The sequence below is a fragment of the Candidatus Paracaedibacteraceae bacterium genome (assembly GCA_019636055.1).
Taxonomy (GTDB): Bacteria; Pseudomonadota; Alphaproteobacteria; order Paracaedibacterales; family Paracaedibacteraceae; genus Paracaedibacter.
In genome coordinates, this window is sequence record JAHBYH010000001.1 from 1 (window position 1) to 14,654 (window position 14,654).

A 14,654-nucleotide genomic window follows, 5' to 3' on the forward strand; every position below is an offset into this window, starting at 1 on the left:
ATTGTAGCAAGAGACATCTGTCGTGCAACAATATCTCGATCATCAGAGATCTGTATAGATTCACTAGGGTTTTGTTCCATCGCCCAACTAAAAGTAAGGTACATGATATGTCTCAGCATTGATCTGCTCTCCTAAAATAAAAAATCCCCACCGATCGGCGGGGATTTTGTAAAGTCAGAAGTCACAAGACTATTATTTCTTGTGTTCTTCTTTTTTTGTTTCCTTTTCAGCGTGCTTTTCTTCTTTGTCAGCTTTTTTCTCTTCCTTAGCTGCTTTCTTTTCTTCAGCTTTAGCTTCTTTTTCTTCTTTTTTTGCTTCTTTTAGCTTTTCTTCAGCTTCTTTTTTATCAGCGTCAGCTTTTGCTTTATCGGCATCAGCCTTTGCTTTGTCAGCGTCAGCTTCTTTTTTATCAGCATCAGCTTTTGCTTTATCAGCATCAGCTTTTGTTTCAGCTTTGGTTTCTTCTTTTTTGGCATCGCCAGCAGCACCATGTTCAGAAGCATTAGCTGTTGCGAACAAAGCTAACAAAGCAGCAAGAGATAATTTTGTCATTTAAAAACTCCATAATATTGATCAATTTAATGGCATGAGGTATGTACCCATGATATATAAATCTAATAATATTAAAATTTTACCGTCAAGCCCTTTTGTTATTATTTTTTACAGGTTAACATAATATAAAATAGCAAACGGAATCCTTATAATGTTACAAGATTTACAAATGATGTACCTGATGTGTTCAAAATTATGCCATGACTTAGCCGCACCAATTGGCGCAATCTCCATTGGCCTTGAAATGCTCGATGAAAACCCGGAACCTGATAGCCCGCAAGCACTATTACTCCACAGTGTTCAATCCGCCATGAACAAACTTGAACTGATTCGATGCCTCAGTGGTTACGCAACTTATCAAAACAAACCAACCTTATCTGACATTAAAACTGTCCTCGATAAATGTATTGATCCCGACAAAACCAAAATTAATTGGCTCGCAGATAATATTGAGGCTGTTCAAGGTACACCTGCTCGACTTTACAATGCTCTTATGATTCTAGCGTCAGATGCTCTCCCACGGGGTGGCAGTATCACCTTAAACAAAGATTATACAATGACCGTGACAGGATCTTTGGTAAAATTCCCAGAAGCAACTCTAGAGGCAATCAAAGGGCGGGTCGCCTTGTCTGATATAGATTCACGTTCGGTCATAGGTTATTTTATTAAACAACTAGCTGATCAGTTAGATACGACTGTCATCATTGAGTTTACCCAACCAAACCTAGTGACGATCAAGTTTCACTAACTTATACCACCCCCAATTTTTAACTGATCCAAACAGTTTTATCGGGTCTCGGCCTGCGCACATATTTATAACGTGAGTTCGATATAAGAAAGATCAGAAACGCTCGTCATTTCCGACAATCAAAGCTAGGGGTTCGCCAGAAAACCTTAGCTTTGATTGATTGGAGATCTACGTTTTTTATGATTATATGGTTCCCCGATCAAAAAATCCTTGGCGTTTTCTTGCGAAAACTTAGAATTTCTAGTCGAGGATGACGGATTCTATTGCTGGATAGACCTTCTTATGTCGAACTCACGTTAATTATGTAGGATCCACGGGCCTTGCCTCAAAAACCATTCGCCTAAGTTAATTTGGGACTTGACCTTAAATTTACCAAACGTTTAACTAAAATTTCATCTTTATAGTTTATATTCACTAATAATTATGGTGTTTTAAGAGAAGTTATCGGATGTTACAGTCCCTATTTTTCTTATTATTTTTATTCTTTACACAATATACAAACGCATCTCCCATCCTTCAAATCGGTGATTTATCGACCCCTGTTGATAAACTTCGGAGCTGTAAATCTTTTGCCGGTTCACGAGCAACTGCACGCTGTGTTTGCTGCCTCTTAACAAGTAACCCAGATGGGTATTTCACAGACAAAGGTGTTACACATCTGTGCACAACTCAAAATGATTGCTCAGAGACTATTATAGAAAATTTAATCTCACAAACTAAGGCGAAAGATTTAGATGCTCTTGTTATAAAGCTAAAAGAACGACATATACAAAATCAAAATATTCCCGTTTCACCAAAAGCGCTATCTGATGGAGTATTTAACTCTCAAGGCCTTAAAGATTTCCTCGTATCAACATCCATGAACAATAAATTCAGGGCGCCTGATATCAACACTTATTTTAGAGAAGCAAAATGCCTTGAAATCAAACAACTTGGCGATGGAGGCAAACAAACTCTACAGATCTTTTTAATCTCGGCGATGAAAAGATGCGGATTAGGATTCAGACATGAACCACCACGATTCTGGGTTCTAAAAGAAACCAAGAAATTCGGTGAAGTTAAAAACCTTCAAACACTCATGGCATCGCCTGTTGCGGCTTTCGATATAAAAAAGACGAATAGAAACCCTCAATTCCCAGCCATAGCTTTTCCTGTAGAAACGTTCACTTATGTGGACATTAATCGTACACCCCACCATATGCTCTTGATGGATGCCGCCCCCGGCCTTCCGTTTGCAAAAATAATTCAAAGCAAGGATTTAGAAAAACTTAACCAGGCCAGCCAACTCATAGGTGAACGTCTTGGAGCTCTCCACAAAACCTTTATGCAACCAAGCAAAAATAAAATATTAGGACCAACGGTCGTTCATGGCGACTTACACAGCAATAATATATTCGTGGACCAGACATCAGGAATAGTAACCCTTATAGATGTTGAAACCTTCGTAAAATCATTTGATACGCTATCAACACCTGCGGTTGACTTGTTCATGCTCTATGGGTTTGCAACATCTCACATCCAAACAACTCAAAGGATTGCACATGGCCTAAGTCAAGAAGAATGGCATAACAATTTTTTCAAACCATTTTTACAAGGATACGTCTCGAATTGGCCCACGTCTAGTCGAAAGGAAATTTTGAAAGAGCTAAAATCCATGTTCAACTCAATTTTAACTCTTAATAAAATCTTTAAAAATCGCTTCATCGCAATTAGTTATCCTAATTTTATTTACGGTGTCAAACGATATGCGAACCCAGTCTTTGATCAGTTAATTCAACATCCCTCTCTCCCTTGAGCGAAGAGGGGTTTTGATAGATTTCTTGATAACCATCAGTTATGATGAGGCATGACATTACAATCAATACAATCCGGCGTTGCCATTATACAGAAAGTTGTCCGCAGTCTAACTGATCAGCCCGGTGTATACCGCATGTACAATGACCGTAACGACCCTCTGTATGTCGGTAAAGCAAAATCCCTTAAAAAACGAGTTGTCGCCTATACAAAACCGGATCAGCTTCCCATTCGTCTGCAGCGGATGATTGCAGAAACCGCACGCATGGAGATTGTTACCACTCACAGCGAGGTTGAAGCCCTCCTTCTTGAGAGCAACCTCATTAAAAAGCTACAGCCACGTTACAATATCCTTCTCAAGGATGATAAATCCTTCCCTTATATATTAGTAACACAAGATCACGAGTTTCCACGCGTTTTAAAACATCGCGGCCCCCAAGATATACCCGGCAAATATTTTGGACCTTTTGCTAGTAATGCCGCTGTTGACGAATCAATATTACTCTTGCAAAAGATTTTTCAAATTCGCAATTGTACAGACAGTTATTTTGCCTCACGCAAACGGCCTTGCCTGCAGTATCATATAAAACGTTGCTCTGCCCCCTGCGTTAACAAAATCTCCCCTGCCGACTATAAAGAGTCTGTTCAACAAGCATTTGATTTTATTGTTGGAAAATCATCAAAAGTTCAAGAGTTTCTATCCAAAAAAATGATGCAGGCAAGTGATGATCAAAACTATGAGCAGGCCGCTGAATATCGCGATAAAATTGCCATGATCACACGGCTCGTTGCCCGACAACGCATCAATATCGAGGGGATTAGTGATTGTGATGTTATTGCAATCCTGAATGATTCCGGACAAACCTGTATTCAAGTTTTCTTTTTCAGACATGGTCGAAACTTTGGAACAGAATCTTTTTTCCTCAGCCACAGTCAGGGAACAACTGAATCTGAGAAACTGGCAGCTTTCCTGAATCAGTTTTATGCAGATCGTGAACCACCTAAAATAGTTCTATTGAATAGCGAACCTGACGAATTTAACTTAATTAAGGCAAGTTGCCAGGAACATTACAATAAAACGATCAAGTGGGAGCTTCCAAAGCTTGGGAAAAAGCGAGAACTGATTGATCATGCCCTTGCTAATGCAAAAGATGCAATCAGTCGCAAACTCAATGACGCGCAAGCCATGACAAAAATCTATGACGAAATTGCCGCGTTATTTTCCATGGAGAACCGTCCGACACGCATTGAAATTTATGACAATAGCCATGTCCAGGGCACAAACCCTTATGGGGTCATGGTTGTTGCCGACGAGAATGGACTTAATAAAAAACTATATCGCAAATTCGCCATCAAGGCGGCACAACCGGGATTTGGCGGCGATGATTACGCCATGATGCGGGAAGTCATGAAACGCCGTTTTGCCCGAGCGAGCCAAGAAAACTGGACACTGCCCGACCTTATGTTAATTGATGGTGGATTGGGCCAGTTGAATGCTGTACTCAACGTTATGGACAACCTTGACATTCAAGGCGTGACTGTTGTTGGGATCGCCAAAGGAGAACAGCGCAATGCGGGGCGCGAGCGATTCTTTATGCCAGACCGTGAGGCTTTTACCCTGCCCCACAATTCCGCCGTTATGCACTTCCTGCAACGACTTCGGGATGAAGCTCACCGCTTTGCCATAGGATCCCACCGTGCCGGACGACAAAAATCTATGACCAAGTCAAAACTTGATGAGATCCCAGGTATCGGTCCAAAACGCAAAAAGGCCCTACTCCATCACTTTGGCAGTGTACGCAATATCACAGCTGCTAGCATTCAAGACCTCATGGCCGTCGAAGGAATTAGTGAGGCAGTGGCGACGATAATTTATAACGGATTGAGGGGGTAAACCTTACTTAGAAGATAAGGTTTTACACCTCTCCCCTTGTGGAAGGTCACCCTACGCCCTTAACTACGCGAAAGCTTTGTTAGCTAGGAAGGCTTTGGCGCAATTCAGTCGGTCAATGACTTGGTCAAGGGTAAATATTTTTCATTTAAATAAATTTTATTGAATTTTTAGGTAACATGTTTTAAGTCTGAAAAACAACTAACTTTAACTTCAGAATTAAACATGTCCTTATCTCTTATTCTTACAGAAATTATTGCAAAAAATTCCTCTGACCAACGTAAGAAAAAAATACAAGACACAATCCAGGATTTTACATATGGATTCTTTATTACCCTAATCGGTTATCTTGCAGCAATTGCGTTTTATACCCACCAATATCAGATTCCTATCGGGCTGATATACACGAATAATGGTTCAGGTGACTTTATACTATCATTAATAATAGTTCTCTGCTCAGGACTATTATTCCATTATATAAATAGCCGGACAATGATAGTTATAGAAAAACTAAAAGATTTTCAAGCTAGAAACAAAGGGCTAAAGGGATTCAAAAAGATAAAAAATTATTTTTATGGACTAGCTGTCAACACCTTGTTTTTACAGCTTATGATCCCTCTAATTATATCCCTTATATATATAATAATAATTAATATATTACTCTGTATCCCTACACACATTCAGGACTCATTTGATTCTAACGACATAAAAATACTTAATATTCTAGCGCTGGTTATAGCAATTATAATCACGATAGGAGTTGCATATAAAATCAATAAAGAATACACCATAGATATAGGAGATTCTATTGTTTTACTTTTTTTATACTTACTCCTAGCATCAATCCTAGCAATGAAATCTATATTCAATGTTTTCCAATTATTTATTACAGATAAGTCAGATCCACTCCTCTGGATGTTTACTTTTACCACACCAATAGTTCTATTCTGTATTATAGTATCAAATCGTAACCCGCAAAATCTCTCGACAAAAAAGATTAGATTGCAAAAAAAGATTGCTCTTGCAATATTATTATCCCTAACATTTTCAGCAATAATCCCTAATATATTATCGACATTTCAAATCATTCAAAAAAGACCAATTGTCCTTTTGAGTGCAATTGATAAAAAAATTATCTCTAGTAATCAGACTCTACTTGTTGATCACACAGATCACTTCGTCGCCTATGACCCCGTCGAAAAATACTCTAAAGTTTATCAGAAATCTCAATATGATTGGAAACCTGATCGGTCAGTTAAAACCACAGAATCTAAGTCAACGGAAAAATAGAAAAAATTATAAATACCCTAGTGCAAAAGGTTAAAAAGCATGGTACTGTTTGATAAAGTGGAGTTTTTCTAGGGTTTGAGGGAAATGGAAGGATATCTCCAAAATTATTTACCGATCCTCGTTTTTTTGGGGTTAGCAGCAGGTCTGTCTGTTGCTCTAATCCTTATTTCGTGGATTCGCGGTGTCAACAACCCTGACCCGGAAAAACTATCGTCCTATGAATGTGGCTTTGAACCTTTTGGGGAGTCTCGTAGCAAGTTTGATGTGCGATTTTATCTCGTCGCCATTCTCTTTATTATTTTTGATTTAGAAATAGCCTTTTTATTCCCATGGGCCATTACGTTGGGGAACATTGGTCTATTTGGTTTTCTATCAATGATGATCTTTTTAACGGTTCTGACTGTTGGATTTATCTATGAGTGGCGAAAGGGAGCGCTGGATTGGGAATGACAAATCCATCACAAGCAAATTTTGATGATTTTAAACAACATCTTCCGGCTGACATGCAGGATGAAAAACTCCTTTTTCAAACCCTAAACGACGAAATCAACAATAAGGGGTATATTCTGACTCAGGTTGATAAAGTTGTCGGTTGGGCCCAAGCCGGCTCCATATGGCCAATGACCTTTGGCTTGGCTTGCTGTGCTGTTGAAATGATGCATACCGCTGCCAGTCGTTATGATATGGATCGTTTTGGCATGCTGTTTCGCCCCTCTCCCCGTCAGTCAGATCTGATGATTGTCGCAGGAACATTAACAAACAAAATGGCTCCGGCTTTGCGTAAAGTTTATGACCAAATGCCGGAACCCCGTTGGGTTTTGTCCATGGGAAGCTGCGCAAATGGTGGCGGTTATTATCATTATTCCTATTCGGTAACGCGGGGATGCGATCGGATTGTTCCTGTTGATGTTTATGTCCCGGGATGCCCACCCACAGCCGAGGGATTGCTCTATGGCTTAATGCTGTTACAACAGAAAATCCGCCGTCGCGGCAACATTGTTCTATAGGGGAAATTAGACATATGGAAAATCTTGATAACCTTATAACAATAACACAAGAAGCCCTAGGCCCCGACCTTATTAGCGCTATCGTTCGACATGACGAATTAACCATCGAAACCTATGCCGGTTCTATCGTTCGCGTTCTGACAATCCTACGTGATCACCCAAAATGCCTGTTTCGTATTTTGTTAGATGTGTGTGGCGTTGATTACCCAGATGATTCTAAGCGTTTTCGCGTCGTCTATCATCTGATCAGTGTTGAGCTGAATCAACGAATTCGCGTCAAAGTTGCAATCCCTGACGGCATGGAAGTTCCAACCGTAACGGGTGTCTTTAATGCAGCAAATTGGTATGAACGTGAAACATTCGATCTGTATGGGATAGTATTTACAGACCACCCGGATCTTCGCCGAATTCTGACAGATTATAATTTCAAAGGCCATCCTCTTCGTAAAGATTTTCCGTTAACAGGGTATCTCGAGGTTTCCTATGACGCAGAACAACGAAAAGTTGTCGAAACACCTGTAAATCTGCCTCAAGACTTTCGTAAGTTTGATTATCTCAGCCCTTGGGAAGGGGCTTTGAGAAAATCCCATCCACTTCCTGGTGATGAAAAGGCCTCAGCATGAGCGATAAACGTACATATACCCTGAACTTTGGTCCACAGCACCCAGCAACCCACGGTGTTTTACGCCTTGTGCTTGACCTTGACGGTGAGCTCGTTGATAAAGCGGATCCTCATATTGGTTTCCTGCATCGCGGTACCGAAAAACTGATTGAGTACAAAACTTACCTTCAGGCCTTGCCGTATTTTGATCGACTTGACTATGTTGCGCCGATGAATCAAGAGCATGCGTATGTTCTGGCTGTTGAAAAATTAGCTCGGATCGATGTTCCCCGTCGTGCACAGTTTATCCGCGTCTTATTCTCAGAACTGGGCCGTTTGACAAACCACCTGTTGAATATCACCACATTTGCCATGGACGTCGGCGCGATCACCCCTCTTCTCTATGGGTTCGAAGAACGCGAAAAAATTATGGAATTTTATGAACGCGTTTGTGGTGCCCGTCTTCACGCTGCCTATTTGCGCCCAGGTGGTGTCCACCAGGATATGACGCCGGAACTCATTCAAGATATTTATGCTTTTACGGAAACTTGTCCTAAAATCATCGATGATATTGAGGAATTGCTGACTGAAAACCGCATCTTTAAACAACGTACAGTTGATATCGGGGTCATTTCAGCGCAAGACGCCCTTGACTGGGGCTTTACAGGACCAGTCCTCAGGGCTTCGGGTGTAGCATGGGATCTCCGCAAGGCTCAGCCCTATGAAGTCTATGATGAACTGGATTTTGATATTCCGACAGCAAAACACGGTGATTGTTATGATCGATACTTAGTTCGCATGGCTGAAATGCGTGAATCACTTAAGATTATTCGCCAATGTATAGAAAAAATGCCCGTAGGGGAGATTGTGACAACAGATCATAAGATATCCCCCCCTAAGCGCAGCGACATGAAGCATTCGATGGAATCGTTGATTCATCACTTTAAACTCTATACCGAAGGATTCAAAGTCCCGGCAGGTGAATGCTATACAGCAGTCGAAGCTCCTAAAGGGGAATTTGGAGTATACCTTATCTCTGATGATACTAATCGTCCTTATCGATGTAAAATCCGTGCACCGGGTTTTGCCTTCCTCCAAGCCACTGAATTTTTATCAAAGGGACATATGTTAGCTGACGTAACAGCAATTGTCGGATCCCTTGACATCGTATTCGGAGAAATTGACCGGTGACCAGTATGACTGCAAAGCACAAAGAACAAAAACAAGGATTTACTTTTACCAAAGAATATATGGAAAAAGTAAATTACCATATCGCAAAATATCCTCAAGGTCGTCAAGCCAGTGCTGTTATTCCCTTACTTGACCTCGGCCAACGACAAAACGGGGGCTGGGTATCACAAGACGTGATTGAAGAAATTGCTCGATTATTAGAAATGCCGGCTATTCGTGTTCATGAAGTAGCAGCATTCTACACAATGTTCAACCTTAAGCCTGTCGGGAAATACCATATACAGTTGTGCGGAACAACACCGTGTATGCTCAGAGGAGCCGAGGAATTAAAATCAGCCTGTATGAAAAAACTCAATATTGGTGAGGGCGGTGTATCGGCAGATGGTAAGTTCAGCCTTATGGAAGTTGAATGTTTAGGGGCTTGTGTCAATGCACCTGTTGTTCAAATTAACGATGACTATTTTGAAGATCTAACATCCGAGTCTTTCATCACAATCATTGATGATTTGGCAAATGGTAAAGACGTGAAAACAGGGTCAGCAATTGGCCGCCAGTGTTCAGCTCCGGCTCTCGTTCCGATGTCAAACACGAAGACAGAAGCGAAGCCAAAAGCACCGCGAGCCAAAAAGACAGATTCAAAAACATCAGACACCCCGAAAAAGCGCACAAGGAAGGTAAAAGATGCTGAGTGATAAGGATAGAATTTTCACGAATCTTTATGGTCAAGAACCAGCAGCTTTAACCGCAGCAAAAAAGCGCGGTGACTGGGATAAAACCAAAGATTTTATGGCCAAAGGACGAGAGTGGATCATCGAAGAAGTCAAAACCTCTGGTCTGCGCGGCCGTGGGGGTGCAGGCTTTTCAACCGGGATGAAATGGTCCTTCATGCCTAAAAATGATCCTCGCCCATCATACCTTGTTATTAATGCAGATGAGTCTGAGCCTGGAACCTGTAAGGATCGCGATATCATTCGTAATGAACCTCACAAGCTAATTGAAGGCGCATTAGTTGCAAGCTTTGCTATCGGTGCTCATGCCTGCTACATCTATATCCGCGGCGAATATTTCCGCGAAGCCGAAGCACTTCAAAAGGCCGTTGATGAAGCGTACGCAGCAGGACTTTTAGGTAAAAATGCAGCCAAAACAGGATGGGACTTTGATCTTTATGTCCACCGTGGAGCCGGTGCATACATCTGTGGTGAAGAGTCTGCTCTTCTTGAAAGTTTAGAAGGCCGAAAAGGCTTTCCAAGACTTAAGCCCCCCTTCCCTGCTATGGCTGGGTTATATGGCTGCCCCACAACAGTCAACAACGTGGAAAGTATTGCTGTTGTCCCGACAATCTTGCGTCGCGGTGCCAGTTGGTTTTCTGGTATTGGACGCCCGAACAACGCAGGAACAAAAGTATTCTGTATCTCCGGCCATGTGAATGCCCCCTGCAATGTTGAAGAAGCCATGAGCATTCCGCTGCGTGAACTTATTGAAAAGCATGCCGGTGGTGTACGCGGTGGCTGGGACAACCTCAAAGCCATTATCCCGGGCGGTTCTTCTGTCCCCCTTTTACCAAAAGATATTTGCGATACTGTCCTTATGGATTTTGATGCTTTAAAAGATGTTAGATCAGGCCTTGGAACCGCAGCCGTTATTGTCATGGACAAATCAACCGATGTGATCAAAGCAATTGCCCGTCTATCCAAATTTTATAAACACGAAAGTTGTGGTCAGTGCACACCTTGCCGAGAAGGAACAGGCTGGATGTGGCGCATGATGGAAAATCTGGTTATTGGTAAAGCAGATATTAGTGATATCGATAAGCTTGAACAAGTATCCAAGCAAATTGAAGGCCACACAATATGCGCACTGGGTGATGCAGCAGCTTGGCCAGTCCAAGGATTGATTCGTCATTTCCGTAGTGAACTTGAGGATCGGATTCACGCTTATGCAAAAAAGAACGCGGCTTAGAGGAACGAACCAATGCCAAAGATGACGATTAATGACATCGAACTAGAAGTTGAAAGCGGCCTTACCGTTTTACAGGCTTGTGAACAAGCCGGATTTGAAATCCCCTACTTTTGCTATCATCCAAAATTGTCCATTGCGGGTAATTGCCGTATGTGCTTAGTTGAGATGGAAAAATCCCCAAAACCTGTTGCCAGCTGCGCAATGCCAGTGGCTGATGGTATGGTCATTCGCACGAATACACCACTGGTTGAAAAAGCACGTAAAGGTGTATTAGAACTCTTGCTGATTAATCACCCCCTAGATTGCCCAATTTGCGACCAAGGTGGCGAGTGTGATCTTCAGGATATTACCGTTGGTTATGGGCCTGATTCAAGCCGTTTTGAGATGAACAAACGTGCTGTCTCGAACAAATATATGGGGCCCTTGATTAAAACCATTATGACGCGTTGCATTCACTGTACCCGCTGCGTCCGCTTTTCTAATGAAATTGCAGGGACACCAGAAATGGGTGGCATTCATCGCGGGGAACACACAGAAATCACATCCTACCTTGAATCAGCCCTGACATCTGAGTTATCAGGTAACTTGATTGATATTTGTCCTGTAGGCGCTTTGACCAACAAACCGTATACATTCCATGGTCGCCCATGGGAATTAACAAAAACAGATTCCATCGATGTGATGGACGCCGTTGGCTCAAACATTCGAATTGATACGCGTGGCCAAGAGGTCATGCGGATCTTGCCAAGGCTCAATGAAGATATTAATGAAGATTGGATTAGTGACAAGGCTCGTTTTTCTTACGATGGTCTATTCCGTCAACGTTTAGACAAAGCCTACGTTCGCAAAGAAGGAAAACTTGTTGCAGTCTCAATTGACGAAGCCTTAGAGACCACATCAAAAGTTCTAAAAACCTATAAACCAGAAGAAATTGCAGCCTTATCAGGCGACATGGCTGATTGTGAATCTGTTGCTGTCCTAAAAACATTGATGACTAAACTGGGCTCACCAAATATGGATTGCCGTATTGATGAATCTGTTCATGATGCTTCTAACCGATCAAGTTATCTGTTTAATACAACCATCAATGGTATTGAGGAATCTGATTATATCTTAATCGTTGCCTCAAATGTGCGTCATGAAGCCCCCCTCATTAATGCTCGTATTCGCAAGCGCTACCTGCAAAATGGGTTGCGTGTAGCCGTTGTTGGGCCTGATTATGATCTAACGTACCCTTATATTCATGCAGGCGACCAAGCCAGTGTTCTTAAAGAAATTGCGGATGGGTCACATCTAATCTCGAAAGAACTACAACACGCCCAACGCCCCATGATCATCATTGGCCAAGGCGCCTTAAATCGTCGGGATAGTCGCGAGATTCTTCGCTTATCCCAAGAAATTGCTAAAAAATACAACATGATTCAAGATGGCTGGAACGGCTTTAATGTCCTTCATTACGCAGCAGGTCGTGTTGGCGCTCTCGATTTAGGATTTGTGCCGGGTCAGAATGGTCTTGGAACCCATGAAATTGTCAGCGGATGCCAACGCGGACAGATTAAAGCGATCATTTTGAACGGTGTGGATACTATACCGGGCGGAAGTTTTGGTGAAGCGGCAGTTATTTACGTTGGCCATCATGGTGATGAAGGTGCCCATCGTGCGGACATTATCTTACCGGGATTAGCTTATACAGAAAAATTCGCTACTTATGTCAACACCGAAGGTCGTCCACAACAAACCCAAAAAGCCGTTGCGAACCCCGGAGATGCCCAAGAAGACTGGTGGCTGCTAGCAGAACTTGCTCGCAAGTGTGGGTTTAACTTGAACTTAAAAACACGCATAGATGTAATAGAATTAATGAAAGCGATTAATCCAATATTTGATCGAATGAATGAGATTGTGCCGACATCTTGGCAAATGATTACATCAAAATATCCGGAAACGTTAAGTCATATTGCCTTTAAGTCACCGATTGACAATTATTACATGTCCGATCCAATTAGTCGCCATTCATCAATAATGGCAGCATGTGTTAAGGAAATCGTCGGTCAATCTGGCTGTGGCAAGAAATGTGCATAGGGGGATAGAATGGACTTTACAGCTCTAACAAACCAACTCTTCCTTTACGGTTTAGATATGGCAATGATTGCTTTAAAAGCGCTGTTATTAGTGATTCCTTTGATACTCGGTGTTGCCTACCTAACCTATGCTGAACGACGTGTTATTGGCTTAATGCAAATGCGCAAAGGTCCAAATGTGACAGGCTGGTTTGGATTACTGCAACCGATTGCCGATGCGCTTAAGCTGATGCATAAGGAAACGATTATCCCTAACATGGCCAACAAATACTTGTTCATTTTGGCACCTGTCATCACATTTACCCTGTCTTTGGCCGCATGGGCTGTTATTCCCTTTGATTATGGCTGGGTTTTTGCTGATATTAACGTCGGAATTTTGTATTTGTTCGCCGTCTCTTCTTTAAGTGTTTACGGTATCATTATTGCAGGTTGGGCAACAAACTCACGATATGCTTTTTTAGGGGCAATGCGCTCTGCTGCACAAATGGTTTCCTATGAAGTCTCCATTGGCCTTGTCATTATCACGGTACTGCTGTGTGTTGGCTCTTTGAACCTGACGAAGATTGTCGAAGCTCAAAAGGGATTGTGGTTTGCCATTCCCCTATTTCCAATGTTTATCATTCATTTTATCTCAGCCTTAGCTGAAACCAACCGTAACCCGTTTGATTTACCCGAAGCGGAATCAGAACTGGTCGCAGGATATCACGTTGAATATTCATCATTGTCTTTCGCTCTATTCTTTTTAGGTGAATATGCAAATATGATCTTGCAAAGTGCGATTGCGACAATCCTATTCTTGGGCGGATGGTTACCCCCCCTCGATATTCCTCTATTTAATGCAATCCCTGGCGTTGTTTGGTTTGTCTTCAAAATCTGTGCCCTCTTGTTTGTCTTCCTTTGGGTACGTGCCACCTTACCGCGTTATCGGTATGACCAATTGATGAGATTGGGTTGGAAGGTATTCCTGCCTGTTACCTTGTTATGGGTTGTTCTTACATCTGGTTTCTTATTGTTTATGGGCTGGCTGCCAAAGTTTTAGGAGAATTACATGTCGGTCTTATTGAAAAGAATTCGCCACTGGGTCTTATTTGAAATTGCAAAGGGTATGTGGTTAACCCTGCGTTATTTATTCCGTCCAAAAGTAACCATCAACTATCCTTATGAAAAAGGAAGTCTGAGCCCGCGTTTTCGTGGGGAACACGCTCTTCGACGTTATCCTAATGGCGAAGAACGGTGTATCGCCTGTAAATTATGCGAAGCCATTTGTCCTGCTCAGGCTATTACCATAGAAGCAGAAGAACGTGAAGATGGTAGTCGTCGCACAACCCGTTATGATATTGACATGACAAAATGTATCTATTGTGGGTTCTGCCAAGAAGCTTGTCCGGTTGATGCCATTGTCGAAGGGCCAAATTTTGAATTCTCTACCTTCACCCACCAAGAACTTTATTATGATAAAGAAAGACTTCTTGCCAATGGTGAGCGTTGGGAACGTGAGATCGCTGAAAACTTAAAAAAAGATGCACCGTATAGATAAGAGGAT

At 42.0% G+C, this 14,654-nt stretch carries 14 protein-coding genes; 13 read left to right on the top strand and 1 reads right to left on the bottom strand.

Annotated elements, in window-relative coordinates; all coding sequences use genetic code 11:
• Nucleotides 1-192 precede the first annotated feature (192 nt).
• A complete protein-coding gene (locus KF820_00005) occupies nt 193-552 on the bottom strand; it encodes a hypothetical protein (protein ID MBX3456730.1) in 360 nt (119 codons plus the stop codon).
• Nucleotides 553-703: 151 nt separating this feature from the next.
• Here KF820_00005 and KF820_00010 point away from each other — a divergent pair, with 151 nt between their 5' ends.
• The 13 genes from KF820_00010 (at nt 704) to nuoI (ending at nt 14,648) form a co-directional block, all read left to right on the top strand.
• Nucleotides 704-1,300, top strand: coding sequence for a hypothetical protein (locus tag KF820_00010; protein ID MBX3456731.1), 597 nt, complete (start codon nt 704-706; stop codon nt 1,298-1,300).
• A 448-nt stretch (nt 1,301-1,748) separates the two neighbouring features.
• Nucleotides 1,749-3,095 (top strand): phosphotransferase, encoded by a 1,347-nt coding sequence (locus KF820_00015; GenBank protein MBX3456732.1) that lies wholly within the window; start codon nt 1,749-1,751, stop codon nt 3,093-3,095.
• Between the two features lie 51 nt (nt 3,096-3,146).
• Nucleotides 3,147-4,988, top strand: coding sequence for an excinuclease ABC subunit UvrC (gene uvrC, locus KF820_00020; protein MBX3456733.1), 1,842 nt, complete (start codon nt 3,147-3,149; stop codon nt 4,986-4,988).
• 222 nt (nt 4,989-5,210) lie between these two features.
• Complete coding sequence (locus tag KF820_00025) at nt 5,211-6,275, top strand: hypothetical protein (protein ID MBX3456734.1); 1,065 nt, start codon at nt 5,211-5,213, stop codon at nt 6,273-6,275.
• 84 nt (nt 6,276-6,359) lie between these two features.
• Nucleotides 6,360-6,725, top strand: a complete 366-nt coding sequence (locus KF820_00030; GenBank protein ID MBX3456735.1) for an NADH-quinone oxidoreductase subunit A — start codon at nt 6,360-6,362, stop codon at nt 6,723-6,725.
• A gap of 53 nt (nt 6,726-6,778) precedes the next feature.
• On the top strand, nt 6,779-7,282 hold the full coding sequence (locus KF820_00035; GenBank protein MBX3456736.1) for an NADH-quinone oxidoreductase subunit B: 504 nt from the start codon (nt 6,779-6,781) through the stop codon (nt 7,280-7,282).
• A 14-nt stretch (nt 7,283-7,296) separates the two neighbouring features.
• Nucleotides 7,297-7,905, top strand: coding sequence for an NADH-quinone oxidoreductase subunit C (locus KF820_00040; protein MBX3456737.1), 609 nt, complete (start codon nt 7,297-7,299; stop codon nt 7,903-7,905).
• Complete coding sequence (locus KF820_00045) at nt 7,902-9,074, top strand: NADH-quinone oxidoreductase subunit D (protein ID MBX3456738.1); 1,173 nt, start codon at nt 7,902-7,904, stop codon at nt 9,072-9,074. The genes KF820_00040 and KF820_00045 overlap by 4 nt, the downstream gene beginning before the upstream one ends.
• Complete coding sequence (gene nuoE / locus KF820_00050; protein ID MBX3456739.1) at nt 9,071-9,766, top strand: NADH-quinone oxidoreductase subunit NuoE; 696 nt, start codon at nt 9,071-9,073, stop codon at nt 9,764-9,766. Before KF820_00045 ends, nuoE begins: the two co-directional genes overlap by 4 nt.
• Entirely contained in the window at nt 9,756-11,033 is a 1,278-nt protein-coding gene (gene nuoF / locus KF820_00055) for an NADH-quinone oxidoreductase subunit NuoF (GenBank protein ID MBX3456740.1), read from the top strand. The genes nuoE and nuoF overlap by 11 nt, the downstream gene beginning before the upstream one ends.
• 12 nt (nt 11,034-11,045) lie before the next feature.
• Nucleotides 11,046-13,112: an NADH-quinone oxidoreductase subunit NuoG gene (gene nuoG, locus KF820_00060; GenBank protein ID MBX3456741.1), complete on the top strand. Its 2,067-nt coding sequence runs from the start codon at nt 11,046-11,048 to the stop codon at nt 13,110-13,112.
• Nucleotides 13,113-13,121: 9 nt separating this feature from the next.
• On the top strand, nt 13,122-14,150 hold the full coding sequence (gene nuoH / locus KF820_00065) for an NADH-quinone oxidoreductase subunit NuoH (protein ID MBX3456742.1): 1,029 nt from the start codon (nt 13,122-13,124) through the stop codon (nt 14,148-14,150).
• A 9-nt stretch (nt 14,151-14,159) separates the two neighbouring features.
• The gene (gene nuoI / locus KF820_00070) at nt 14,160-14,648 is read left to right on the top strand and encodes an NADH-quinone oxidoreductase subunit NuoI (protein ID MBX3456743.1); all 489 of its coding nucleotides are present in this window, start codon (nt 14,160-14,162) and stop codon (nt 14,646-14,648) included.
• Nucleotides 14,649-14,654: the final 6 nt, after the last annotated feature.